Raw genomic sequence first — 26,201 nt, 5'->3', positions numbered from 1 at the left:
TGTGGGATGGGGCTCAGAACGCCTCACGCGGTGGCGCGTGGGTGCCGGTGACCTGCGTATCGGCGTGGTCCTGGGCGGCCTGCAGCCGCGCCAGGGGGGTCCGTCCGAACCGCAGGAACAGGATCGGCGTCAGGAACGTGTCGAGCAGCGTGGCGCTGATCAGGCCGCCGAAGATCGTCACCGCGACCGGGTGCAGGATCTCCTTGCCCGGTGAGGCGGCGTCGTAGAGCAGCGGCACCAGGGCGACGCCGGCCGACAGGGCCGTCATCAGCACCGGGGTCAGCCGCTCCAGGCTGCCGCGGATCACCAGGTCCCGCCCGAACGGCACGCCCTCGTGCAGCGCCAGATTGAGGTAGTGGCTGATCTTCAGAATGCCGTTACGCGCGGCGATGCCGGTCAGCGTGATGAACCCGATCATCGAGGCCACGCTGAGCGGCTGGCCGACCAGCCACAGCGCGGCGACCGAGCCGATCAGCGCCAGGGGCACGTTGCCCATGATGATCAGCGCCAGGGCGGCCGAGCGGTAGCGGCTGTAGAGCAGCGCAAAGACCAGTGCCAACGACAGCGCCGACAGGGCGGCGATCGTCCGCGTGGCGTCCTCCTGGGCCTGGAACGTACCTTCCAGGCTGGTGAAGAACCCCGGCGGCAGCGTTTCCTGGGCGATCGCCTGGCGCATGGCCGCCACGATGGTGGTCATGTCGCTTTTGCCGTTGGTGTTGGCCTGCACCACGATCCGGCGGCGGGTGTTTTCGCGCAGGATCTGGTTGGGGCCGTCGGTCTCCCGGATGTCGGCGACCTGGCGGGCCGGCACCCAACCGGAGGGGGTCTCTAGCAGCAAGTCGCCCAGGCCGGTGGTGGTGCGCTGATCCTCGGGCAGGCGGATCACCACGTCGAACCGGCGCACACCGTCGACCACGGTCGAGACCACCCGGCCGTTGGACAGGCGGCTGATCTGCTCGACCACCGCGGCCGGCTGCACCCCGTAAAGCGCCGCGCGGGTGTAATCGACGCGGATCTCCAGCTGGGGGATGCGCACCTGCTTTTCCACCTGCAGGTCGGTCAGCCCCGGAATGCTCGCGAACCGCTCGCGCAGGCCGTTGGCGATGCGCCGCAGCGCATCCAGGTCCTCGCCGTAGATCTTGAGGGCGATCTCGGCGCGCACGCCGGACAGCATGTGATCAAGCCGGTGCGAGATCGGCTGGCCGACGTTGACCGACACCGGCAGCACCGCGAGACGCCGGCGGATGTCGGCCACTAGGGCGTCCTTGGCGCGCGGGTCGTCGCCGCCCTTGAGTTCGACCTCGATCTCTGAGGAGTGCACCCCTTCGGCGTGCTCATCCAGCTCCGCCCGCCCGGTGCGGCGGCCCACCGCCGCCACGCCGGGCACCTCCAGCAGCAGCTTTTCCGCGATCAACCCGATCCGGTTGCTCTCGGCCAGCGAGATCCCCGGGTTGAAGGTCATGTTGACCGTGAACGAGCCCTCGTTGAACGGCGGCAGGAACGCCCGGGGCAGCTGCCAGGCGGCCACGCCGGCGCCGAGCACCGCCACGGCGACCATCCCGACCAGCAGGCGCTGGTGACGGAACGCGCCCCGGAGCAAGGCGGCATTGCCGCGCTTGAGCAGCTTGAGGAACCGGCTGTCGTGCTCTTCGAGGTTCTTGAGACCCGGTAGGAGCCAGGAGGCCAGCACCGGGGTCAGCGTGATCGAGGTGACCAGGCTGGCCAGGATCGAGATGATGTAGGCCTGCCCGAGCGGGGCAAACAGCCGCCCCTCGATGCCCGATAGGGCGAACAGCGGCACGAACACCAGGATGATGATCATCGTCGCGTAGACGATGCCGGAGCGCACCTCGTTGGAGGCCTCCACCACCACCTGGAACACGCTCTTGGGGTTGCCGGCCTTCCGGTTCTCGCCGAGGCGCCGGAAGATGTTTTCGACGTCGACCACGGCGTCATCGACCAGCTCGCCGATCGCGATGGCCAGGCCGCCCAGGGTCATCGTGTTGATCGACAGGCCAAACAGGTGGAACACCACCGCGGTGGTCAGGATCGACACCGGGATCGCCAGCAGGGAGATCGCGGTGGTGCGAACGTTCAGAAGGAACAGGAACAGAACCGCGGCGACCACCACGATGGCCTCCAGCAGCACCCGCTCGACGTTGCTGATCGAGGTCTCGATGAAGTTGGCCTGCCGGAACAGGATCTGATCGGCCTTGATGCCGTCGGGTAGGGTCTGGGTGATCTCGCCCAGGGCCTGCTGGATCTGGCCGGTGAGTTTGACGGTGTCGACGTCGGGCTGTTTCTCGACCGAGACGATCACGGCCGGCTTGCCCTGGTAGCCGGCATCGCCGCGCTTGACCCGGGCCCCGAACGACACCTCGGCGATTTGGCGCAGATAGACCGGCGTGTTGTTGACCGTGGTGACCACCACGTTGCGCAGGTCGTCCAGATCCAGGGTCCGCGCGATGTTGCGGATCAGGTATTCGCGAGCGTTCTGGTCGGTGAACCCGCCGCCGGCATTGGTGCCGAACTGCTGCAGGGATGCCTCCAGCTGGGCGTTGGTCACGCCCAGGGTGCGCATCGCTGCGGGGTTCGGGGCGACGCGGAACTGGCGCACCTCGCCGCCAATCGGAATGACCTGCGCCACCCCGGGGATGGTCAGCAGGCGCGGGCGGATCACGAAGTCGGCCGCCTCGCGCACCTGCATCGGCGTGGCGGTCTCACTGGTCACGGCGACCAGCAGGATCTGCCCCATGATCGAGGAGATCGGCCCCATCACGGGGGCGACCCCGCGCGGCAGCTGATCCTGCACCAGGCTCAGGCGCTCGGCGATCTGCTGGCGGTTGCGGTAGATGTCGGTGCCCCAGTCGAACTCGACGTAGACAATCGACAGGCCGACACCGGAGACGGAGCGCACCCGGCTCACGCCGGGCAGGCCGTTCATGCGGGTTTCGATCGGATAGGTCACCAGCTGCTCGACCTCAGGCGGCGCGTAGCCTTCGGCTTCGGTCATAATCGTGACCGTGGGCCGGTTGAGGTCCGGAAAGACGTCCACGGGCAGCTTGGTGACCGTGAACGCCCCGAAGAGCACCAGCACACTGGCGATGGCCAGCACCAGCAGGCGATTTTTCAGCGACTGGCTGACGAGGAAGGTAAACATGCCGGCTTCTCCTCAGCGCACCTGATCCAGGAGCTCGGCGCCCTGGGTCACCACGCGTTTGCCGGCACCGATGCCAACGGCCAACAGCACCCGGCTGCCGTCGAGCGGCGTGGTCCGGACCTGGCGGGCCTCGTACCGTTCGGCGGTGGTGTGCTCGTAGACGACGTCCTGGCCGTTGCCGGTGCGCACGACCGCCGATCGCGGCAGGGCCAGGCCCTGCAGCTCCGTGGTGGTGGCCGCCTGGACGGTGACGAACTGGCCAACGCGCAGGCCGCTGGTGTCGCTGGTAATCGCGAACTGCACCGGGATGGCCTGGTTGCGGTCGGCCAGGCCGGCGCCGCGATAGGTCAGCTGCATGGTGCGGCCGTCGGCCAGGCGTGCCGTGGCGCTTTCCGCGCCGCCCAGGGCGTCGAAGCTCAAGGCCTCGACCCAGAGGTTTTTCGGGTCAATGATCTGGAAGATCATCTGGCCCGCCGCGGCCATCTGGCCGGACACGGCCAGGGCTTCGGCGACCACCCCGTCGACCGGTGCGATCAGCGGCTCGGGCTCCTGGCGGAACTTGTCGAGCGCGGCGCGGCGGTCCTTCAGGCCCTTCAGCTCGTCCTGCGCCTCATCGAGCTGAACCTGGGACACGGCGCCGGAGGTTGCCAGCTTGGAGAACCGTTCGACCCGGCGCTGCACGGTGGCGACCTGCTGGTCGAGCTGACCCTGGGTCTGGCGCATGTCGGACAGGTCGACGCGCTGCACCGGCGGGGTGACGTAGGCCAGCACATCGCCCTTGCTCACCGCGGTGCCCAGCCGCGGAAACCGTCCGGAGGGCGGCGGCGACAGGCGACCGCCGACGGAGGACTGCACCACACCGCTGGCTTCGGGGTTGGCGATGATCCGGCCGGGCAGGCCGATGGTACGATTGAACGTGCCGACTTCGGTCATCACCGTGCGCAGGCCCAGCAGGCGCTGAGTTGGCTTGGGCACGAAGACGCTGCCGTCGGGCAGGCGCTGCGCGAGATCAGTGGTGTCGTCCCCAGCCGCTGACGCGGTGGGCGGGATCAGCGCGGCACCCTGGACGGGTTGGTCGCCGTGGTCCTCGCCCCCATGGGCAAAGGCGTTGGTGCTCAGGAGCACCGTGGCCGTCAGCGCCACCACGGCGATCACCGGCAGGCGATAACGCCCGCGCACCAGCGCCATCACCAGCAGGCCGAGCAGGAAGCTCAGGCCGGCCACCACCAGCAGAACCGGATCAGCCTTGGTCAGGCGATCGCGCAGGCCGTGCGTCAGATCCGGCAGCGTCTGGGCCAGAGCCGCGCCAAACGGACGGCCTGCCCCAGCAGGGGCCGTGGAGGTTGCAGCGGGATCGGGGATCGTCAGCGCTACCGGCAGGACATCAACGTCGCTGCCGGCGGTCACCGTGATCATGACATCGTAACGGCCAGGCTTGCTCAGCCAGGGTGCCAGCAGGCGGTAGGCGCCAGGCCCGGCCGCCTGGGCGGTCGCCGGACCGGTCGGCGTGTCGATCTCCAGGGTCGCATCGCTGACGGGCTCGCCGCTCTGGAAGCGGTCGAGATAGAGCTGGAGCGTGCCGTTGCGGGATACGGCGACCAGCTCGAACGCGGCCGACAGCGCCTCGCCGCGCGGGGAAATCGTTTTGCTGACCGGGGGCGGCGGTGCGCCGTGGTCATGCCCCTCGTGGGCGTACGCAGGGCCTGCGAGCAGGGCCAGCGTCACGGCCAGCGCACGCAGCGCAGCCGCAGTTCGGGAACTCATGGGTCGCAATCTTTCGCCAGGTGGACGCAAGCGTCCACGCACTCGCAGCAGCGCTCAGCGCTGCCCCAGGCATGGGGACGCGGGTTCTAGGCGAAGGATCGAGGCGGCTTGGGCAGGGCCTCCGGGGCGAGGCTGGGCAGTAGATCCTGCTGCCCGGTCAGCACCACGGTGGAGGCGGTGCGCAGCGGCACCGTTGTGGCGGCCGCTGAGGTGACGGCAGCATGGCAGCAGCCCAAACCCACCGCACAGCAGGTCCCGTCACAGCCGTCCGTGTTGTTGCCCCGGGCCTGCGCCGCACCGGCGAGGACGCTGATTGATGTGGCAGGGGGTGCAGCCACCGGGATGGCGGACGGGCTGGCAGCAAGTCTGACTGTAGGTTTGACCGACGCAGGAGCCCGTGCCGCAGCAGGCATCCGGGCCTGAAGCGGTGCCGCGGCAGCCGGCGCCACGTGATGGTGGCCTTCGTGCGCCTGAACCGCCGACGCGCCGAACACCGCGGCGATCATCACGATCACCACGGCCATCAGGCGCGCAAATTGGCGGACAAAAGTCATCGAGGAGCAATCTATCACAGTTGTCGCAGAATGGGAATCCCGCCTGGTGCTGCACGTGCAACGCCTTCCCGCCGATGTGGCTGCCCGATGAAGCGGCCGCACGGCGGGTTCTTTGACCCTTATGGACCGGTGCGGGCGTCCGGCTGAAAATCAAGCTCACATTCTCAATCAGCCCGGTCCAAAGCCAGCCGGTCAGGTCACTGATACGTGGTCGGCCCCTTCACACCATCGACGTTGGAGCGATGGTCACCGAGGTATGCCGTCGTCTGCGCGAGCATCACGTTGGCGCGCTCGCGGTCGAGGAGGGCGGCGCGCTTATCGGCATCGTCAGCGAGCGTGACGTCATCGCTCGCGTGATCGCGGTTGGTCTCGATCCGCAACTGACGCTGGTTCGCGCCGTGATGACCCCCGATCCGCGGACGATCGATGTAGAAGAATGCTTGACCGACGCCCTTCAGAAGATGCTCGACGGCCACTTCCGGCAACTGCTCGTGATGCATGACGGCAAAGTCACCGGCATGATCTCCATGTGGGACATTCCGACTGATCGGCCCCCACGCGGTGGTCCAAGTTCTAAGTTAGTGCAGGGTCGGCCTTTGCTCCACGGGTAGCTTGGCCGGCGGAGCCGACCGGGTGAGCGCAGCCGGCCAAGCGGTGAAGGCCGGCACGAACACCTCCGGGGCCGGTGGTCGGTAGCCGAGCGAGGCGTGCGGGCGCACGCTGTTGTAGTGTAGACGCCAACTCTCGATCACGATCTGCGCCTCCTTGAGCGTGTAGAAGATCTCACCGTTCAAAAGCTCGTCCCGTAGTCGTGCGTTGAAGCTCTCGACGTAACCGTTCTCCCATGGCGAGCCGGGTGCGATGTAGGCTGTTCTGGCGCCGACACCGGTGATCCAGGCCTGCACGGACTTGGCGATGAACTCCGGACCGTTGTCCGAGCGAATATGGCCGGGCACGCCGCGCAGGATGAACAGGTCGGACAGCACGTCGATCACCTCCGCCGCCTTCAGCTTGCGTGCGACGCGGATCGCCAGGCACTCCCGCGTGAACTCATCGACCACGTTCAGCATCCGGAACTTGCGGCCCTCGTGCGTGCGGGCTTCGACAAAGTCGTAGGACCAGACGTGATCGCGACGCTCCGCCCGCAATCGCAGGCAGGAACCATCCCCGTCCCAGATGCGGCCGCGCTTGGGCTGCCGAGACGGGACCTTCAGCCCCTCGCGCCGCCAGATCCGTTCGACCCGCTTGTCGTTGACGAACCAGCCCGCCGCCTTCAGCAATGCACCGATCTTCCGGTAGCCGTAGCGCCCGTACTGGCGAGCCAGTTCCACGAGGTCGGCTGTCAGCGCGGCCTCATCCTCTCTTCCCCGCGGCACCTTGCGCTGCGTCGAGCGATGCTGCCCGAGCGCCCGACAGGCGCGGCGCTCGGAGACGTCTAGGACGTTCATGACATGCGCGATGCAGGCGCGTCGGCGCGCGGGGCTGGTCAGTTTCCCCGAGCGGCCTCCTGCAGGATCAGCTTGTCGAGGGTGAGATCCGCAATCGCCTTGCGCAGCCGCTGGTTCTCAACCTCCAAGTCCTTCATCCGTCGAACCTGATCGCTCTTCAGGCCGCCGTACTCCTTGCGCCAGCGGTAGTAGGTCACTTCCGTCACGCCGATGGCCCGGATCGCCTCCGCCACGCTCTGGCCCTGCGAGACCAGAACATCCACCTGCCGCAGCTTGGCGACCACGTCTTCCGGCTTGTGCCGCTTCGTTCCCATCTGTCCGTCCTCATCTGGCTCAAAAGCCATACCTCAGGGCGGACCACTTCAGTGGGGGCGGATCACAGTTGCATTCATAAAGGTTTCGTTTGCTCTGGAGAGCCAGTTTCCCGTCGAGCAGCAACGCGATGGTGGGTCGGCCGCACTCGACAACTTCTGCAAGCATGTCGCGAGAAGTTAAGGCGCACCTAACAAGAACGATGGCTGAGGCGGCTTCCCAACCAAAGCCGATGCGTTAATCGCGCTTGCTGCGGTCGGTGCCATGCCGCAACCTCTGCCTATGACGAAATACCTCATCTCCTTTGCAGCCGAAGCGATGATCCTCTCTGACGAGGAACTGCGTGCCGCGTCCGACGAGTCGCATGCCGTGATCGAGGAAGCGAAGGCCGCCGGTGTCTATGCCTTTGGCGGTGGGATCGATGAAACAATCGCTCCCGTCATGGTTGGCGGCGACGGATCGGTATCGTTCAAGACCTATCTAGGCAGCCGCCTCAACGGCGGCTTCGCCGTGCTGGAAGTGCCGGCACGAGAGGAAGCAGTCGAGTGGGCACGGAAGCTCGCCACCGTCTGCCGCTGCGCACAGTCGAAGACTGTCGCTCGGTCCGGATGGAGCATCGGGAAGACGCGCGAGTGGATCACGTCGCCTCAGACCGGCAGCCTATCCGAGCCGTCCTCGATCAGCACGCCGGCGTGCCTGGGCGCGTAGACCGGCAGCGGGACGGCGTGAACCCCCGGACGTGAGCTCCGCCTCTCTCGAGACATGCCGGAACCTGCCGCGGTAGGCGCGCAGGATGGAAACCGAGCAGCGCCTGAGCGCCAAGTAGGACCACAGACATCGGCTCGTCCCAGAAGAATCTTTCGAACTTTCGGCAGCCGTATCCTAACGACGTGCGACCCTGCCTCGATTCCCCTTCAGCGGAGGGCTGTGGATAACTTAAACCATTGTTAGAAAACGCCTTAGGTGGAAAAAGGCTCGGCACGACCACACCGGTTTAACGCCTGCAAAAGCGAAGTTCTTCCGCTGCTAGACATTAAGCGCGGAGCATACCCACGTTGTGGTCGAGCACCTCGGTTCGCACGCATCCTTTGTAGATGCGGGGTCAGTGCGGCCGGGGCCAACTTACGCCGACTGGCTGTGGCTGTCCGGATACCGTTGGAACGGAGCAATTGTATGCGGGGAAGGTGATCCGATCCCGGACGACACATACACTCCCAGATCTCTGCTGGGGCGCTATCTTCACTGGTGCTTCGACTACATCTGCGCGAGCGTGCCTGAGGGCATCGTCGTATCGATGCCCAGATGCCCAGAATCGACTTATGACTGACTTAGGTGGGTTTTCAGTCTTCGATAGGCGTATGGAAGCAGTGTGCGCCGCCGCGGCCTGCAACCCCGCCGGTCGGGTCCGGTTGGCCAAGGTGACAGAACGCCCGCAGCTCGAGGCCGGTCTGGCCGGCTGCTTCGAGGAAGCGGCGGCGCTCGTCGGGGTTGTGGTGCGCGCGGTGTCGGCGTGGAGTGTGAAGGCGCCAGTGGGCGGAGTGCAGGTGCGGCATGGAGAACGGGTCTTTCGTCGCAGCCCATCCGGCCGCTCGGGCCAGTCGCGGCCGAGCCTGAACCCGAATTCCCCATTCTGTTTGAGCGCTGAGAAAGTGAACATTGGCAGCCTCGTCCAGCATGTTGGGTCGGAAGCGGCGGCCTCAGACTATTAAGAGAACGTCCGGGGCACCTACGGCCACGCGCCCGACATTGGCTGGGTTATGGGCTCGTACCTGCACGCCCTCCAGCAGGCGAATCCCTGGAGTCGATCCGCCTAAGACGGTCAGCTCGACTCCCCTTTTGCGCTGGCGCCCGTCGACCGAAAACGCTCAGGGGCGGCGGTTCGGGTGGCGCATCGGCTCTCCTGTGCTCGCGTCACGGATTTGCGCGGCGAGGAACGTCTCGGCTCGCTGCCACGCCTCGTCGGTATCGCCGCGAAAGTTGAGATTGCACGAGAACACATCCCGACCGGTATGGGCATCCACCAGCCGGGCCCAGAGCTGCAGGATCAGCGTACTGCTCTTGTGCACGACTCCGACTGTATAGTACCCGGTCCCGACGTGTACCACAGTTTCGCCAAGCTGCGGTCGGCCCCGTGCGATGAGACCGATCAGGAAGGAAGTCTGCCGAATGTTAAGATAGTGGCTCGGGTCGATCGCCACCGGCACATCCTGGTAGAGGTAGACCGGATCGGCGTCGGGGGTTTGCTGGTAGCCTTTGAGCCAGCGACTGAGGAGCCATGGTGCGGGCGGCAAGAATCGCTCGCGCGGCACGTCCACCAGAGCAAGCTCGATACGCGCGTCATCCCCCTCAGCCGCATGCGTGATTTGCTTGGCTTAAATCCGTCAGGCAACGGTCAGCATCTCGGTTCGGTCCACGTTCCTTCACCCTCGCGACCGCATGCGCGGCAACCAAGGAAGGAGGCGCACCGAAGAGCCGGGCACTGCGTTTGCGGAAGTTGCCGCAAAGGGTGGAGGCTGTGTGAAAATGTGGAAGCCGTTGGTTGAGGTAGAAGGATATTCCATAAGGCGCTCTGAAGAGCGCCGAAATGGATGCTTTACCGGCGTCAAAATGGTTGTTTGGCGAGTTGTAATGCCAGCTGAATAGAGGATTGTTCTACGATCTCGCAGCGTGCCTTCGTTTTCAGACAGCCTCGGTGGGAAGCGGCACTTGGCCTTTTGTCCGGAAGGAGACGTCCCGCCTCCGACCCGCCCCCTAGCGCCGGATGGGGACGCCGCCGATCAACACCGACCCCGTCGCCATGATGTCGGCAGCCGTCCCTCGCCAGTCCTCTTTTTCGGTCTCCTGCCGGGCGGCCTCTCCGACGGAGGCCACTCAGTGCAGAGCCGATCCGGTATCAAGACCAGCAGCTCCGCAGGGGGGCGGCCGTGCCTCCAGGCGATAGAACCGGGAAAAGGTCCTTGCGTAACCGATATCGGGATTGATCGTGATGAGCGCGCTCGTCCGGCACATCCTCCCGTCGGTGATCTTCGGGTGGCCGAGAACAACCCCTACGAGGTGCGGTATCGGGGCGATGATAACTCGCCACTCGAAGAGGACCGGCGCATCCCGTAGGTCCTCAGGCCCGGGGTGCTCGCCGCGGGCGATCCGCTCTAGATCGCTCGCCAGTGCCCAGTGCTTCATCGCATCGCGTGCAAGGTGGGGAAATGGTCCGGGGCCCCTGTTCACGATGGACATCGGTCAAGTTCCTCGGAGTCCAAATGATACGCGGATCGATAAATTGTGATCTCTTCGTCTCCGACCGGTCCGGGCCGAGCCTACACGGCCGGGATCGTCAGACCTGCATGTCACGGCTCGATGCCGAGATGTGCCAATCACTCGATCATGGCGGCAACGACATCTCCATCGAGCGATCGTTGCTCCATCAGAGCTCGCGCAAGACGGTCGAGGCTTGTTCGATGTTGCGACAGGATCTCCAGCGCTCTCTGCGATGCCCGGCGCAGATCCCGCTCGACGGACGTCCGAACCTTCCGAACGTGCATTGTCGGATCGCAAACCGCGATACGTTCCCCGAGCCCCCAGCGACAGTGCATATCGGTGCAGATGTCCGTCGCGTACGCGAGGTCTGTGCCGGCTCCAACCGAAGGTTCACCCAACACCAGGATCTCCGCTTCGCGCCCGGCCAAGTGTACGGCGAGAATGTCGTGCACCACGCTTCGTGTGAGCTCGCTCGACATCCGCAACAACGTGAAGCCTGCATTGCGATGACCAGGCGAACGCAGGACGATCTGTTCGGTCTTCATGCCAAGCGCATGAGCCACGACCGCGTGTCCGCTCTCGTGGATCGCGATGCGCCAGTCCTGCTCAGTCTCGGCGCTGGAAAACGATCCATCGATCTCGCGCAGAAGGTCGGCAGGTTCGAGAGCGCGACCGGCGTGGCGTGCACGACCACGGGCTCGTCGCGCCCAAGCGGCACAATCGGCACCGGTACCGCCCGAAGCACGTCGCGCGGCCTCCGACAGGTGTTTGTTGGCAATGCTGTCACCAAGGTAGTGCCGGAGGATCGCCTCGAGATCGGATGTCGACGGCAGCGGCACGGCGATGGATCGGTCGAAGCGGCCGGACCTCAGGATCGCCGGATCGATCGAATCGGCATTGTTCGTGGTACCGACTAGGACGACGCCGGGCCGCCGGCCCTCACCATCCAGGCATTCAAGCAGGCCGTTCACAACCTGGGTCGAGTAGTTGCGGTTGTGATCTGGGAACCGCTGTCGGTTACCGAAGGAATCCAGTTCGTCCAGCAGCGCGATGCAGGGTGCCGTACACATCGCAGTTTCGAAGAACTGGCGCATGGCCTTCAGCGTCGTGCCGAGATGCGCTTCGCCCGCAGCCTGCCACTGCGCCAGCGAACCCGTGAGCAATGGCACGCCCGCTTCGTTCGCCAGCGCGGAAGCGAAAAGTGTCTTGCCCGTACCAGGAGGACCGAACAACAGGACGCCGGGCTCGCAGCACGACCAAAGTAACTCGCCCCGGCCATAGGCCGCGAGATCGGCGGCCGCCGCCATGCCCCACTCGCCAGCCTCACCATAGCCGGCGAGATCCCTGAGGCGCGGGCCAGCCTGACGTACCCGGACTCCGAGCTTGGTGCGGACCACGGCGGCGAGTCGGTCGATCGAGCCGTCTGCGCCGCGGGCCCGATGGATGCCGACCCTCAGGTCCGTCGGCTCGACCGCAGCGGCAATGTCCCCGGGCATCTGCCGGTCAGGCCGGGAACCGGTCACATGCTCCACGACGAGCGCAATGGCCTCGGGCTCGAAGTTGCCGACGGCGACGCGTTCCTCGCAGGCCCGCAGGAGATCGGGCGGGAGGCCGGTTCCGGACGGGGTTGCAATCCCGATCAGAGCTTGATGGTGCCAGAAGGCGGACGCAGTCTTAGAGCAACCGCCGCCGGAATGAGGCCCGAGGCCACCCCGGGCTGCGACGACGACCGCGCCCGCTGGGCCGGAGTCCGGATCGTGTCCCGCGCCATGTTCTCGGGGGCGCGCGCGTGTCCGTGACGCCCTTGCTCCGAAGCAGCCGGTTGCTGCCTTCGCCATCGGATCGATCCAATCCGCGCCGGGCACTGTCACGACGATCACCGGAGCCTCGGTCTCAATCCGCTCGAGCAACTCGGTTCGCGCGCCGAGTTCGAAGCCGAGCAGTACGGTCGCACCTACGACGTCGGGCGAAGAGATTTCTTCCCGCTCCGCCGCGCGCACGTTTCGCCGGGCCGGCGGATCTCCTGGGCCGGATGGGGCGGAATGGGAGAAGAAATCTGGATCGAGCAGTTGCAGCAGTCGCCTCGCAACCGCCTCCCGCCCTGTTCCGTCGAGTGCGGACGCTCCGCTGCCGACGGCTGCAGCTTGCTTGCGGCCCTGAGGGGTCATGGTGAACGCCCGTCGGGCGCCGTCGCGACCAACCCCGGAAAGGCCAGCTCGATCAACTGCAGCGCTTCCGTGGCCAAGCCCGAGATCCTCGCGTCCGGAGACGCCGAGGTCGCGGTGCGGCGTCGCGTGGGAACCACCGACGCAACGCCTCCATGCCGGATCGCTGTCTCGAGCAGCACCGCCATCGCACGACGCCGATGATCCGAGTCCGGAACTCCACCGCCGATCAGCAGGACGAATCTTCCGAACCGCCACCTCTTCGAGGCCACCACGCGCTTCAGCGCAGTAACGCAACGTCCTACGGAGAAGACCCCCGCGGTCGGCCCAAACCGGGCGGTGCGACCGGAGACGATGCAGATCGCGCTGCGGTCGGCTCCGAACAGATTTCCGAGACGTTCGAAGCATTCGACGGGGGCAAAGGCCACGACCAAGCCCGAGCGACTTGGACCGATCCGGAGGGCGAATTCGCCGAACAGGTCTCCGGTGATTTCCAGGTGGACCATCACCCTCGGATCCAACCCCTCCGTGCGCGGCCGCGTGGTCGGCAGTGAGCCACCGAGTTCCTGAGCATGACGGATCGCCAGCCTTGCCGCGGCCTCTACGGTGAGGAGGCCTGTGGCAGCAGCCCTGGTCAGATGGTCAACCGTCGCATCTGAAATGCCCGTCAGATCCTCGAGGCGGATCGTCAGCGGCACTTCAGGTCCGGCCGAGAGCGGCCTCGCAGCCGCGGCACGTCCGAGATCCGCGGCGATGCGTGCGGCGCTCCGAGCGCCGACCGTACCCTTTGCGATTTTTCGTCGTGTCTTCAATTCGATGACGGAGCAACCATCGAGCATGTTCCCGAGCTCCCGGATTGAGACTGGCAGCCGCGCCATGTCGCGGTCCGCGGCGCGCCGCTAGACCGAGGCGTCCAAGGCCGATGAAAGTATCGTCGCGGCAGTCGCTGGAGGCGATCGGAGTACGGCGAGCCGAGCGGTTCGGCTCCTGATCCCTCGCGCAGTCAGCAGGACGACCCGGCGGCCCCGCTTCTCCGCCGCCTTTCTCATCGCAAAGAGACGTGCGCGCAGATCGGGCTTCTTCAAAAGTCGCGAGGTCGCAGCGAGCAGAATGGCGTGCCCGCGAGTATGGCGTACCGTCGCGTGGACCAATCCCTCGCCCGCGAGCGCCTCGTACGCGGGAAACGTCGACATCCCCGCGAAGCGGAAATCGACCACCTCTGGCCTGCAGGCGAGAAGGAACTCAAGATCGCTTTGAAGTGTCTGCCGCTCGTTTCGCAGACGGATTCGTCTGCACGCTGCATCGGGAAGTCTGACACCTCCCGGGCGCGGGGATCTCTCTAGGCAGTCGATCATGACGCGCACTCCCAACCGCCGCTGGGCGGCGATGCTCCTGATCACGGATTGGGTTGCGTCGCGTTCGCGCGGACTGCCCGCGTTCCTCGCGCGTGAGTGAATGCGGCGACCGAACGCCGTACCGGGTCGTATCCCCGGGACCCGTCCTCCGAAAGACGGAGCAACGGTCTCGTCGGATCGTCGCCATTCGCAGATTGCGGTCCGGTCGAATCGTCCGAGACACGGAAAGTGCACAATGCTGGAAGTCTAGTCAAGATCCAGCTGCTAGTACGGCGCAACCGCGTAGCTCCGGGTGACGGAACCGGAGCGGGAAGACTGCTCAGATGACGCCTCGGGCGCACAGCAAGTGCAACAGGTCTATCTTGGCAGCTGCCGCAGTTCGTCAATCACGCCGTGGATATCGAGCCCGACCGCGTCCGCAAATTCCATCAGCTCGACCAGATCGATGCGCCGTCCCCCGCGTTCGATGAGCGATACGACGGACTGGACGAGTCCCAGCCGTGCCGCGAGATCGGTCTGGGTGATGCCTGCCTTCCGGCGCGCCTCGACGAGGAGTTCGACAAGGCGCACCTGCCTGGGAGAGCGGATTGTCCTGGGCATGCTCTCCGGTCGGTTCGCTCCGAAGCCGGCCGGTCCACTAGAGCCTCTATCGAAATATCGAAAAACCGAATATTTCCGCCGCTGTCGGACGACGGTCCACCGGGTTGCAGCGGAGGGGCGCGATGCATTCCAATTTCCGGGTTGGCCCGCCATGACCATCTGGTTCACGGCGGGTCATCACTTCGGCCACGCCAACATCCTCACTCTGCGAAGCCGTCCATTTTCCGACATCGCCGAGATGGACGAAGCTCTGATCGGTCGTTGGAACGACGTCGTCGGAACCGGAGACGAAATCTGGCATCTGGGCGGTTTCGCTTACCGGTGCGGCCCCAACTACGGCTCGGAGGTGTTCGGGCGGCTTCGCGGTGCAGCCAAGCATCTCGTGCGCGGAAGCCACGACCGGAAGCACACGTCGGCCCTGCCGTGGTCGTCGATCCAGGACTATGCCGAAATCCGCTACGGTGAGCGGACGATCGTTCTCTTCCATTGGCCGCTGCAGGTCTGGCATCGCAGGCAGCATGGCAGTTGGGCGCTGAATGGATCGTCTGCAGGTCAGGTTGTTCCGGGTTCCTGCTCGGTCGACGTCGACAGCTGGAACTTCCAACCCGTATCGATCGAGGGGATTGTGCTCCGCATGGAAGCGTCGGCCTCGTGACGGCCGCCGGATCCGCTTCCACCCGTTCCGAGTACGTCACGAATTGTAGGCCGGCGAACCAGCGAGCCTACGCAGGCACAGCAAACACGCTGATTCATTCGGCATCCCAGCGAGGACAGCCTCGAACGTGTCCGGCCACGCCGGAGCTCGGAGTACTCTCGCGTCGAACCGAATGCTGCGTGGTCGCTGGAAGTGAAGGTCACTCGTCGGTGGGTCTTCGCAGAGGAAGCTGTTCCGGAGGCTCGCCGCGCGCGAATCTTCGAATCGGTTCCTCAGCCCCTGCCGAGACAGCGCCCGTCCAGCCGCGGTCGTCCCGTATCGCTTTTCGTCCGAAGTTTGGAGCGGGCTGGAACAACCCGTCGGGCCCCCGAAGTTTGCTTCCGCGGCACCGCCCTCTCGTGCAGCAAAGATCATGCCTGCACCGATCAAAGGAATGAAGTATGGTTCGGCCTCAGCTCCGGCAAGGAACGACGCTAGGCTCCAGCCAGTCGCCGATGCAGCCGCTGGCGGCTTGCTAAGCAAATGCAAGACTTCGGAGAAGGGAGACCGGACGTGACCCAGATCCGTCGCCGGACGGCAGCGTCGGACGGCGTCGCCCCACAAATCCGTGGCGCTCGCGCGGTCCTTGGGTGGACACAGCCGCAGCTGGCCGAACGCGTCGGTCTCGCCGTCAGGAGCATCGTCAATCTCGAAGCCGGCGCGTGCATTCCGCGAAAAGCCACTTGGAAGAAGTTCCTGACGACTTTCGCAACCGAGGGCATCACAATACGGCATTGCGGGTGCGGGTGGAAGCTCGTTGTGTCACATGCGAGATCCGAGCATCCTGCATACGGTGCAGAGCAAGTCTCCGTCGCGGACGCGTGCTCTGGGGACTGTCTGGATGGACGATGCGCGGAGTTCTAAGCGGCTCAACCCCAATGCCGATCGACGACTCCCAGCTACACGCGTGGACGCCCATCACTCCGTGCGGGTGGCGCCCCATCCTGAAACATAGGCGCGAAAGCAATGAGCTGATCCAGATAAAACTTTATCAAAGATGAAAATTTAAGCGGGCGCGCATGACGGCAACCTCGAGGATGTCACCGGGAGATTTGTTCGTGTCCGAGTTTGCATACGGAGCCATGTTCTTTGCCGGCGGAACATTGTTGATGCTGTACGTCGACAACTTGTGATCAGAACGATCGGGCTAGGCTGCTCTATCTCATACCCGTCATCAATGAGAACTGGCAGACCACATTATCGGCAGCCTTGATGGATTTCTCAGCATATCAGATAATCTTCAAGGCCAAATACTAAGCCTGGAGCCCAAACTTATCTGAAGGCAGTCAAGGTGGCAATAATTGCCCAAAGAATTGTGTGCTGGGTGTCGATGCGATCCTGGATCCGTCCGAGCTCAGCCTTGGTCTGCACTTGCCCGGTATTGCCTGAACCCGCCACATGTGCGACCAGCTCGGACCAAAACGCACCCGGAAGCCTTGATTCGCTGCTTCGATCGTCAGTCAAGGCACCCATTCATGACACTTCACCCGCGAAGCCAGTCGCGAAGTATCGAGACCCGCCACCGTCGAAGACTGGATGCGTTCCATTGCTACGAGTGCCGATGCCCAGCAACCCTTTCGGATCATTTGCTTGACGCCGTATTCAATCGCGTAGCCTCCGTCAAACGGCGCCGGCAATGTCCTCAGGCCTAAGGTTCTGGAACGAAGAAAAAAGAGCGTCGCGTCGAGTATCAGCCGTCTTCGCGGATGGTTCCAATGCACCCAGAGAGGCTCGATGGCGGCCCAATCCTCGTCGCTCGTGCAGTACTCGTTGCTTTCCAGCTTACTTGCGAGGTGCCGAACGAACTCAGGTGTCCTGAGACGGCTTCTCACGGGAGCTGGGCAGTCGCGCACGAACGTGCGGACGGCCACGTCCGACGAGTTCTTACCGGGCGCGCCCGGAGACGACTTTCCGGAGCGGCCCGATAGATCCGCCAGCGATGCATCGATCCTGAGGGTGTAGCCCTCCCGCTCCTGTTCCCTGTCGACGACCACCTTGCCGACCAGTTTCCGGAGGGCGGAGACCAGCTTCAGATCCGCTTCGGTCGGGTTCTTGAGCGGCGTACGCATGATCAACTGGTCCATCGCGCCGCGAAGGGCATGGACGTCGACGTTCGGAACCTCCATGGCCTCGTCGGGTACGACAAGGTCGGCGAGTTCCTCGTCCAGACGCCTTCTCTCAGCTTGCAACGACTCGCAGACCCTGCCGGTGTCCTCGTCAGTGCGGCCGGTCTTGAGGGATTTGAGGAAGCTGTTGTCGAGCCATCGTTCGATCTCGGCGATACGAGCCGAGCGACCTTTGCGACTGCGCAGGACCTCGTCGCGCACACTCTGCATCTCCGCGACGTACGTGGTATTGAACAACTCGACGGCATCGTCTGAAAGAATGCGGTCCCGGATCTCCCTCAGAACCTCGGCTTCGACGAAATGGGAGCTGGTGCTGCGCGCTCGGTCGCAGGTGCCGTTCTCGAACGCCGCCTTGCACAGCAGGTGCCGGATCCCCGACGCTCCCACGGCGGTGGCGAGCCTCATCTTCGACCCGCAGACGCAATGGTATCTGCCGTGCAGGAGCAGCACGCTCTTGCTGCTTCGCTCCTGCTGTGCGCCACGGCAGTATCCCATGGCGTCCAGCTTGGCGTTCGCCTCGTTGAAGAGGTCCACGTCGACCCGTGCGAGTTCAGGCTTCTCCACGCACTTCAACAGCTCCAGAGATCCGACCGTGCGGGTCGTCTTGGCCCTGCCGGGAGTCCGCATGATCGTCGTTAGTCCGTATACTAGGTAGCCGACGCATTTCAGGCTGCGCAGGATGCCGCCACCCCTTCCGGGCGTCCCGGCGATCGCCTCCTTCGTCCAGAGGCCGCCCCGGGGAGCGGGGATGCCGTCCTTGTTGAGGATGTAGGCGATCTTGCGCGGATGGACGTCGTCCACGACGAAGAGGACGAAGATGCGGATGATCACCAGCATCTCCTCTTCCTCGACGACCAGTTCGCCGCGCTTGTCGCCCTTGCGGAAGCCATAGGGGATGCCCCCCATGTTCCGTCCCCTCGCAGCGGCCGCGAAGGCGGCATAGTTCGTCGTGCGCAGCAGGCGCTCGCGCTCCTCCATCGCGAAAATGCTGAGGATCAGAGCCTGGAAGTAGTTGATGCGTCCCGTCGTGTTGCCCGCGCAGACGTGGATCTCGATGCCGAGGGCTTCGAACTCGTCGAAGAGCATCATCGCGTCTCCGGGCCGGCGCGAGAGGCGGCACCAGCCGTACAGCAGGATCCTTTTGAAGGCTCCTTCGCGCGCGAGCCGACGCACCTCCTCCAGGGCGGTGCGGTCGTCCAACGAGTCGCCTGTGCGGCCCCGGTCCGCGAAGAGGTATTCCGCCCTCAAGCGATAGCCCATGTGCGCGACGTAGTCCTTGCCCAAGTCGTCCTGGCGCTCGATTGAGGCCTCCTTCTGGTTCCGGCCGGAGTAGCGCGCGTAGATCACGCACACCTCCTCGTCGGGAGAGGCCTCCGTCGGTGGTGAGAATCGATGTATCCATTTGCAGACGGATGCCAGCTCCGCCGGCATCTTCGAGATATCCATCGGTTTGTTCATGTGATCATGCCTTCGTGCCGATATAAGCGACCGGATCCGCAGGAATCGCGAGCGCGGCCTTCAGAGCGGGTTGCGCATGCATGGGTAGGGATCGTCCTGCTGCAGGCCGGCCGTCCCGAAGCTTCGTCAGGTGCAGGGCGCGTGCGCCGACCGATCGGTGACGAGGTCGCGGCAGCGGGCCGCTGGGCGCCCGAGTTCGCGCCCCTTCGGACACTTGTCGGAGAAACGCTCGTACCTCACGCTGGACATGGCCGGGACGGACTGCCGCGGGCGTCGACGCGGACGGTGCACGAAGCGGCTCCGAGTCCGGATCAAGCGCGCGGACGCGGGCGCGCACGACGGGCGTTTCATGAAGGTCTCCATCGTGTTCCGGAGCGCCAGCCGGAGACGTCTTCGGCTGCGTCGAGCTGACGGGGTGCGGTCGCTCTCAGGCCTTCGGATTGCACCAGGGGCTCGGATCCTCGAGAGGAGGCACCGGATGGGCGTGGGCCCGAGAATTCAGATCCTCGTGGAGGATGCGGGCGGCGGGCCCGGCCTCCGCCACGACCGGCGAACACCGCTGGTGCAGGACCTCGTACATGCCGCGCCACACCGCTCCGGGGCGCGCATGCTTCAGAAGCGGCGCACACGGCTCGTAGCGCTCCGGGAAGTATTTCGCCGGAAGGCCCGTCATCCCGATGAAGAGGATGGCTTCGGCCATCGTCCGGTCGCGGGGGCCGAGTCTCGGTGCGTTGCGGATGACTGGCTCGACCGCCGCCCAGTCGCCGTCGTCGAGGCGGAACATGCCGGCCTCAGCCCGTCTCTGGTGCCCGAGCACAACCTCGGGATACCGCAAAGGTCCCTTGGGCGGCATCGGGAACCAGCGCATCCACCAGCGACCAGCCAGCCGATCGACCGCATCGAAGCCCTTCGGAGCACCGGGCGCGCCGAACCACACCCTGAGCTGGTAGCCGTCCTCGCGGATGTCGAGTTCGATCTCGCTGACAATGCTGCGCACGAGTTCGATCACGCGAAGGTCTTCGCCTGATCGGGACATCGAGGGCAGGCGCTCCATAACGCGGAGGATCCGGGCCCGATCGACGTCGACCCGCTCCCAATCCAAGGCGCCGAACGGAGGCACGACAAGCTGCGTCAGTCTCTCCGAAAGCTTGTGATGCTCGAGTTCGAGTTCGCAGCACGCCGCGGCGGCGTAGGGATCGATCTCCTCCTCGTCCTGCGACAGGGCGTCGAGTTCGTGCGCGATCTGCTCGATACGGGCCGAGACGCGGTCGCGTTCGGCCTGCACCGTGGCGTTCAACCCCTGCCATTCGATCCGGCGGCCCTCTTCCAGCTCGGGTCCGCTGTCGGGGTCGAGTATCTCGTGTCGGAACAGATGGAGCACCTGCCGAGCCACGATGCTGGTGGAGAAGCCCTTCGTCCTATCGCATCCTCCGCCAATCTGAGCGGTTCGGCAGTGGAGGTGCATCGCGTTCCCGTCTTCGGCGAGATGCATCCTGTCGCCGCATGCACAGCGCACTAGGCCGAGAAGAAACGGAGCCCTGGTCCTGGGTTCCTGTGTCCGCGTCGGCACGCCGTAGCGCTCGTTGACGCGGTCGAAGAGATCCGCGGATATGACTGCAAGATCAGGTCTCGAAATGGTGATCGGCTTCTCACCCCAGAGACTCCAGACGAACACTCCTTTCAGGATCGGTCTGTCGAGCAAACCCCGGCCGCGCGCGAAGAAGTGGCGCGGTCTCCAGATTCCGCCATTCCGGGCCGGGATGCATTCGCCGTTCAGAAGCTTCGCGAGATCCTGCAGGTTGAGTCCGGCATCCACCTCCCTGAAGCAGCGCTCGAGGATCGCCGCCTGGTTCACGTTCTTCCGCCAGTCGGGGCCGTCGATGCGGTCATAGCCGTAGGTCGGCCAGGATCCGAAGAACTCTCCGCTGACCGCAGCCCTTCGCTTGCCATCCATCAGCGAAGCCATCATGCGCAGGCGCTCGCGCTGAGCCGACAGGGCGAGGAGCATGATCTCGTACTGCTGGACTTGTCCTCTGCCGGCCACGTGGATTGACACGCCCAAGCCGGTCAGTTGCTCGTGCAGACGCGCGGCATCCGTCGCGTTGCGCGTAAGCCGGCAGATGCTGCGTACGACGAGGATCCGGAACCGGCCTTGGCGGGCGGCTTCGAGCATCGCCGCGATACCCTCGCGGCCGATCGTCGTGGCACCGGACCGGTGGCGGTCCACGAAAAGCAGACGCTGCTGGTCGAACTCTCCTCCGAGCGAGTGGGAGTGGGCGTTGCAGTGCGCCAGTTGCGCCGCGATGCTGAAATAGAGGGGATCCGCGGAAGATCTACGTAGATAGTACGCTATGACCGACGGAGTCTGCTGAGTCGGCCCCGGCAGATCGGTACGGCGATCGATCCGATTGCGGATCAACAATTGGAGAGGAGATCCCTCTCGAGGGAGTATGTCTTCGGGCATGGAGCGAAGCTTTCCGACGGCCGGCGAGCGAAAGCGCACGGTGTCTGAGCGGAATCATAGAAAAAAACTTGATTCTAACTCGGACCGGGACATCTACGCGGCACTTCGAGTGAGCGACATTCACGCTGTGGATGTTCTGACCATCAGCCTCATGTTGAGAGACGATCCGATCGCATGATAGCGACAGCGCTTCAAGTATTAAATTTTTTATTGGAAGGCTTGATTTTGATAAATCTGTCGATTTCGGCGGAAGAGTTGATTCCTTTTCACTCCTTGAACCTGTAATCACTTTCATCCAGGTTCAAGGTTCGAATCATGGCAGGTCCGCCAGCTCGACGATTTGAAGCCGAGGCCCTTTTCGCCCGTTCGCGTAGATCGTTTCGGACCGCCCACCGGGCGAGCGCGCGAACGAAGGCGATGACGGGCTCCGACGTCGGCGACGCACCGAGGTGCACCTTGCCTTCCGCGGACGTCGGGGATCGCTGCATTCGCGTCATGGAATGGTCTCCCGATGGCCACTACGGACCTGGCTGGAGGTCCCCGGGCAGTATCGTCGGCGATCCACCTGCTGGGAGCGCGTCTGCCGGTCGCGGCTTCCCGAGCCAGCCTGTTCGGATCTTCGTCGCAGACCCGGGTTTCGTTCGCTTCGGGCGGTAGGTCCGGGCGAACGGACCCGCGCTCTCGCGGTACCGGAAAGCGCTTCGTCCGATTGGGGCGTCCGCACTCGGCATCGCGAACACCGCGGTCGAACCGTCCGCCTGCGGCACCGATCGCAGGTCCGGACGCGACATCGCCGTCACTGCCCCCGCCTTGGCGAGTTCCGGTCGGCTCGCTTGCGGTCCACACGGTCGGAGGCGAGGTCGCCGGCATCTGCGAGGATGGAGGCGATTTCGTTCATCCCGAGATGCCGCCGGACGAGGAGGGCATCCGCCAGCTGCTCGAGTCGCCCGCGATGACGCATCAGGAAAGCGCAAGCCCGGTCGTAGCCTGCACGCAGTTCCGCTTCGATCGGGGAGGGGATCTTCGGCCAACTCGCTCCGGCCGGTGTCTCGGTGCTGGCCAGTCCCGATCCCAATCCCCAGCAGACATGCATCCTCGTCGCAAGCTTGGTGGCGACGGCGAGATCCCCTGCGGCGCCGGCCGACGGCTGTCCGAGAACGATCGTCTCCGCCGCTCTGCCGCCGAACAGCATCGTCAGCATGTCCTCGAACTCGACGCGCGTTCCTCCGGCGTCGAGCAGGTCGATGTTTGCGTAGGCGGTCATGCGTGCGGCCGGTCCCGGTATCGAAAGTTCGTGGATCTCGTGGGAGAGGCAGTGGGCGACGACGGCATGCCCGGCCTCGTGGAGCGCGATCCTGCGATCGGCCGCGTCCGACCGCTCTCCTGCCGGCTGTCCAATCTTCAGGAGCAGATCCCCGATCGCGATGTCCCGGCCCGCGCGTCGGGCGCGGCCGCGCGCGCGACGGACCCATGCGGCGCAGTCCGCCCCCGTGCCGCCCATCGCGAGCCGTGCGGCGTGTCCGAGGTCTTCCGTCGCGAGGTCCGACCCGAGATGGTGGCGTAGGATGGCGGCGAGATCTAACGACGAGGGCAGGGGGATGTCGATCCGGCGATCGAACCTGCCGGACCTCAGGATTGCAGGATCGATCCTGTCCGGCAGATTCGAAGCGCCGATCAGGAGAACGCTGGGCCGTGTGCAGCTGCCGTCGAGGCATTCGAGCAGTCCGTTGACCACCTGGCTGGAGTAGTCGCGGTGCTGGTACGCGAACGTCCGACGGTCTCCGAACGCGTCGAGCTCGTCGATCAGAGCGACGCACGGGGCAGCCTTTCCAGCGTCTTCGAAGAAGACGCGCATGGACTTCAGCGTCGTCCCCAGGTGCCCTTCGCCCGCGGATTGCCATTGGGCGAGCGAGCCGGCGACCAGTGGCACGCCGGCCCGACGTGCAAGCAATCCTGCGAAAAGAGTCTTGCCCGAGCCTGGCGCAGCGGCCAGGAGAGCGCCGCGCTCGCAGGCTGACCAGGGCAGGTCCCCCCTCGCGTATGCGGCGAGATCCGCTGCCACGGCGAGGCCCCACTCGAGGGCCGGTCCGTAACCCGCCATATCCTCCAGGCGCGGATAGTGGTCTGCGGCTCGCGAGCGACCGCGCGACGCCACCAGCGCCGACAGCCGCTCGATCGACGCATCCGCTCCACGTAGGCGGTGGAGGGCGATCCGAAGGTCGGCTGGTTCGACAGCCCGTGCGATCTCGTCGGACAGATCCGTCCCGGGCCGCGCCCCGGCGACATGCTCGACGACGAGCGCGATACCCCTGGAGTCAAAAATCCCGAGCATCAGTCTCTCTTCGCGCGCGTAGGAGATCTTCCGGGAGTTGCCTGCAGGACGAGGAGACGACGCCGAACAGCGGCCGGTACTTCCGGAAGGCGGCCGCCGTCGGTGCTTTGCGGTGGTCGCCGTACCTGCCGCGCGCTTCCTGTGCTGCGACGACGACCGCTCCGGAGCGCGCCATAGGCGCCATGCGGTCATCCTCGCCGCTGTCCTCCTCCGAGGCCGATCCGCTGCCGAAACAGACCTTGAGGGCCGCCGCCACCGGATCGATCCACGCCGTCTGCGCCACCTCGACGATCACGATGGGCTCTGCGCCATCGATGCGCTCGAGCAGGCCCGGAGCGGCGGCGAGCCCGCTGCCGATGAGGACGGCCGCGCCGACCATGTCCGGATCGCGCATTCCGCCTCCGGCGGCCTCCGCGCCCGGACTCCTGCGAATGTGGAAGGGCTTCCCTGGCTTGATGTGGGCCCGTGCGCCGAAGGCGAGCCGGTGCAGCAGCCTGCGGCAGAGCGTGTCGCGGGAGTTTTCGGGATGAGCGGATGGCTTTCGCGCGCGGGCGCGTCGGCGCGGTGGGCGACCGATATCGTTGCAATTCATGATTGCATTGCTCCGGAAGTTCTATCGACCTCGACCAGGCCGGGGAAGGTCAATTCAATCATCTTCAGCAGGTCACGCGCGAGCATTACTGCGCGTTCGTCCCTGACGGTGCGCGCACGCCTTCCGGGCGCCGCCAGCAGGGCGCTGTTGCCGCCTCGCCTGACCGCTTGCTCTAGGTCGGAGAGGATCGAAGAACGGATGGAGCCGCGAGGCGGTAGACCGCCGAGCACCAGAATGTGCTGGCACGCCCGCCGACGGTGATCGAGGACCATGCCGGACAGCCGGCAGTGCCAATCCCGGGCCTTCACGAAGCTGACGACGGTCCGGCGCTCGGCGGCGTGGCCGAGCAGCAGACAGACTGGCCCCCGATGTGCGGGACATACCTCGAGGAGTAGGTCGATGCACGCCACTTGGGCGAATCCGATCCAGGTCCTCGCGCCTTGCAGACGGAACGCGAAAAGTCCGAACGGGTCGCCGGCGAGCGTGAACTCGAAAGCTTGGTGCCCCACTTCGCCGCCCGAGGCGAGTTGTCGGCGCGGAGTTGCGCCATTGATTTCGCGGGCATGGCGCAGCGCGAGCCGCGCGGCCGACTCTGGTGTGAGCGTGCGGCGACCGGCGAGAGCCGCCAACCGAGCCACCGTCCGGTCGCCGAGCCCCACGAGTTCGTCGAGCCTGATCTGCAAAGGCGTCGCCGGCGATGCATCGCCATCGGATTCCCTCCGACCGCCGACCAGATCCTGCACGATCCGCGCGACGCTCCCCGGCATGGATATTGTAGATGAGGACGCAGCCCGGCTGCGCTTGAGTTCGACGACGTCCGTCATGTCCCTTCTCCTTCGACGACGGGGTGCGAGGACGGCAGCGACGGACTGCCGGCGCTCTGCGGAATCCGGGCGGCCACCGGTCTGCCGGAAGCCAGCCGCGCTAGGTCCGAAGCACGAGCGTCTTCCGCCAGGAGCCGTGCCGAACTCCGACCGCCCGCACGATCCGCGTCGGAGTGCGTCCTCGACGTTTTCGAGAACGGTTCGAAGTCAGCGACGGAGCGGCCTCGAACCTACGGAGACAGGCAGCGCCGGCGAGCGGCCTTCGCAGAGGCGGCGGAGCTCGTTCACCAGGCCGCGGAGGGTTGCCGGGATCACGCGCTGCTCGCGCTCCTTGGCGGCTCTCTTGATATCGAAGAGGCGTTGCCCGAGATCCGGCTTCTTGAAGACCCGGGACGTCGCCGTCAGGATGGTCAGGCTACGGCCTCTCCCGTGCATCATGGCGTGCACAAGCCCCTCGTGCTCGTGTTCGGAGTATGCGGGCAGGTTCGACAAGCCGCGGAAGCCGAAATGCTGGACGTCGGGGCGGCTTGCGTGGACGGCCTCCAAGCTGCGGGCCAGCGTCTTGCATTTCCTCCGCAGACGGAGTCGGCGCCATTCTTCGTCGGAAGCCGGCGGACGACGCTTCGGCCCTTCCTCGACGGCGGGCGGCTGATCCATGACACGCACTCCCCTCCGCCGCTGAAGCGGCGGTCGATCTCAAGTGACGATCGGGGTTGCGTCGCGTCGCAGCGGCTCGCGGCCATGGGACGCGCGAAGATCCGACATGAGTGATGGTCGGCGAACGGCCGCCTGATGCATGAGGCGGCCCCACGAGCATCCGGCTGCTCTAGGTACGGAGCCGGATTCTACCAGAACAGCCGCCATTCGCGAATCGCGCTCCGGTCCAGCGTTCGTGTGAAGTGAAACTACAACGCTGATGCAAACCCGTCAATCGGGATCGGTCTACGATGCGACCACACGACGGCACCGCATCGGCTGCTCGTGCATCCTTGGCCACATCAGCGGGTCTCGGACGTGGCGCTGCCCGCATTGTGATGCTGTCCTCGGCCACCCGCCCTGACATCAACCTGCCAAAGTAGTGCTAGTGGCCTGAGTTGG

The 26,201-nt window shown here is 65.3% G+C and carries 19 protein-coding genes; 4 read left to right on the top strand and 15 right to left on the bottom strand.

The window, feature by feature from the left end; all coding sequences use genetic code 11:
• Positions 1–13: 13 nt before the first annotated feature.
• The 3 genes from MZTS_RS01035 to MZTS_RS01025 all read right to left on the bottom strand — a co-directional run bounded on the left by MZTS_RS01035 (position 14) and on the right by MZTS_RS01025 (position 5,478).
• Positions 14–3,160 carry an efflux RND transporter permease subunit gene (locus MZTS_RS01035; protein ID WP_012605962.1) on the bottom strand — a complete coding sequence of 1,049 codons (3,147 nt, stop codon included), beginning with the start codon at positions 3,158–3,160 and terminating at the stop codon, positions 14–16.
• A 12-nt stretch (positions 3,161–3,172) separates the two neighbouring features.
• Positions 3,173–4,924, bottom strand: a complete 1,752-nt coding sequence (locus MZTS_RS01030) for an efflux RND transporter periplasmic adaptor subunit (RefSeq protein WP_003600345.1) — start codon at positions 4,922–4,924, stop codon at positions 3,173–3,175.
• 86 nt (positions 4,925–5,010) lie between these two features.
• Positions 5,011–5,478: a hypothetical protein gene (locus MZTS_RS01025; RefSeq protein WP_012605961.1), complete on the bottom strand. Its 468-nt coding sequence runs from the start codon at positions 5,476–5,478 to the stop codon at positions 5,011–5,013.
• 242 nt (positions 5,479–5,720) lie between these two features.
• Here MZTS_RS01025 and MZTS_RS01020 point away from each other — a divergent pair, with 242 nt between their 5' ends.
• Positions 5,721–6,089 carry a CBS domain-containing protein gene (locus tag MZTS_RS01020; RefSeq protein WP_192280562.1) on the top strand — a complete coding sequence of 123 codons (369 nt, stop codon included), beginning with the start codon at positions 5,721–5,723 and terminating at the stop codon, positions 6,087–6,089.
• On the opposite strand, the gene MZTS_RS01015 is transcribed toward MZTS_RS01020, so the two are convergent.
• A protein-coding gene (locus MZTS_RS01015) for an IS3-like element ISMex5 family transposase (RefSeq protein ID WP_192280559.1) occupies positions 6,057–7,240 on the bottom strand; the annotation gives its coding sequence in 2 pieces (ribosomal slippage) (positions 6,057–6,976 and positions 6,976–7,240; 1,185 coding nt in all). The genes MZTS_RS01020 and MZTS_RS01015 overlap by 33 nt on opposite strands.
• 280 nt (positions 7,241–7,520) lie before the next feature.
• Here MZTS_RS01015 and MZTS_RS01010 point away from each other — a divergent pair.
• Positions 7,521–7,946 (top strand): YciI family protein, encoded by a 426-nt coding sequence (locus MZTS_RS01010; protein WP_012605960.1) that lies wholly within the window; start codon positions 7,521–7,523, stop codon positions 7,944–7,946.
• 349 nt (positions 7,947–8,295) lie between these two features.
• Entirely contained in the window at positions 8,296–8,565 is a 270-nt protein-coding gene (locus tag MZTS_RS01005) for an FAD/NAD(P)-binding protein (protein ID WP_192280556.1), read from the top strand.
• Between the two features lie 538 nt (positions 8,566–9,103).
• Here MZTS_RS01005 and MZTS_RS00995 read toward each other — a convergent pair.
• The 5 genes from MZTS_RS00995 to MZTS_RS00975 all read right to left on the bottom strand — a co-directional run bounded on the left by MZTS_RS00995 (position 9,104) and on the right by MZTS_RS00975 (position 14,613).
• Positions 9,104–9,553, bottom strand: coding sequence for a DUF2380 domain-containing protein (locus MZTS_RS00995; RefSeq protein WP_080515516.1), 450 nt, complete (start codon positions 9,551–9,553; stop codon positions 9,104–9,106).
• A gap of 556 nt (positions 9,554–10,109) precedes the next feature.
• Positions 10,110–10,472 carry a DUF6634 family protein gene (locus tag MZTS_RS00990; RefSeq protein ID WP_012605958.1) on the bottom strand — a complete coding sequence of 121 codons (363 nt, stop codon included), beginning with the start codon at positions 10,470–10,472 and terminating at the stop codon, positions 10,110–10,112.
• Positions 10,473–10,609: 137 nt separating this feature from the next.
• Positions 10,610–12,661 carry an AAA family ATPase gene (locus MZTS_RS00985; protein WP_192280550.1) on the bottom strand — a complete coding sequence of 684 codons (2,052 nt, stop codon included), beginning with the start codon at positions 12,659–12,661 and terminating at the stop codon, positions 10,610–10,612.
• Positions 12,658–13,497 (bottom strand): hypothetical protein, encoded by an 840-nt coding sequence (locus MZTS_RS00980; RefSeq protein ID WP_246481933.1) that lies wholly within the window; start codon positions 13,495–13,497, stop codon positions 12,658–12,660. Before MZTS_RS00980 ends, MZTS_RS00985 begins: the two co-directional genes overlap by 4 nt.
• 873 nt (positions 13,498–14,370) lie before the next feature.
• On the bottom strand, positions 14,371–14,613 hold the full coding sequence (locus tag MZTS_RS00975) for a helix-turn-helix domain-containing protein (protein ID WP_003598395.1): 243 nt from the start codon (positions 14,611–14,613) through the stop codon (positions 14,371–14,373).
• A 151-nt stretch (positions 14,614–14,764) separates the two neighbouring features.
• On the opposite strand from MZTS_RS00975, the gene MZTS_RS00970 reads away from it, so the two are divergent.
• On the top strand, positions 14,765–15,268 hold the full coding sequence (locus MZTS_RS00970) for a metallophosphoesterase (RefSeq protein ID WP_192280544.1): 504 nt from the start codon (positions 14,765–14,767) through the stop codon (positions 15,266–15,268).
• A gap of 1,499 nt (positions 15,269–16,767) precedes the next feature.
• Here the strand turns inward: MZTS_RS00970 and MZTS_RS00960 are convergent.
• The 6 genes from MZTS_RS00960 to MZTS_RS00935 form a co-directional block, all read right to left on the bottom strand.
• Positions 16,768–18,891, bottom strand: coding sequence for a recombinase family protein (locus MZTS_RS00960; protein WP_056463017.1), 2,124 nt, complete (start codon positions 18,889–18,891; stop codon positions 16,768–16,770).
• Between the two features lie 427 nt (positions 18,892–19,318).
• Positions 19,319–21,313: a recombinase family protein gene (locus MZTS_RS00955; protein ID WP_244413485.1), complete on the bottom strand. Its 1,995-nt coding sequence runs from the start codon at positions 21,311–21,313 to the stop codon at positions 19,319–19,321.
• 838 nt (positions 21,314–22,151) lie between these two features.
• Positions 22,152–23,687, bottom strand: coding sequence for an AAA family ATPase (locus MZTS_RS00950; RefSeq protein ID WP_049832673.1), 1,536 nt, complete (start codon positions 23,685–23,687; stop codon positions 22,152–22,154).
• The gene (locus tag MZTS_RS00945) at positions 23,671–24,081 is read right to left on the bottom strand and encodes a hypothetical protein (protein ID WP_049832672.1); all 411 of its coding nucleotides are present in this window, start codon (positions 24,079–24,081) and stop codon (positions 23,671–23,673) included. Before MZTS_RS00945 ends, MZTS_RS00950 begins: the two co-directional genes overlap by 17 nt.
• Before the next feature lie 194 nt (positions 24,082–24,275).
• Positions 24,276–25,103 (bottom strand): hypothetical protein, encoded by an 828-nt coding sequence (locus MZTS_RS00940; protein WP_012605951.1) that lies wholly within the window; start codon positions 25,101–25,103, stop codon positions 24,276–24,278.
• 207 nt (positions 25,104–25,310) lie between these two features.
• Positions 25,311–25,760: a hypothetical protein gene (locus tag MZTS_RS00935; RefSeq protein ID WP_003598411.1), complete on the bottom strand. Its 450-nt coding sequence runs from the start codon at positions 25,758–25,760 to the stop codon at positions 25,311–25,313.
• Between the last annotated feature and the right edge of the window lie 441 nt (positions 25,761–26,201).

Source organism: Methylorubrum zatmanii (genome assembly GCF_014845115.1).
Lineage (GTDB): Bacteria > Pseudomonadota > Alphaproteobacteria > Rhizobiales > Beijerinckiaceae > Methylobacterium > Methylobacterium zatmanii.
Note: the sequence above shows the minus strand (reverse complement) of the source record. Positions and strands in the feature narration are given on the sequence as shown.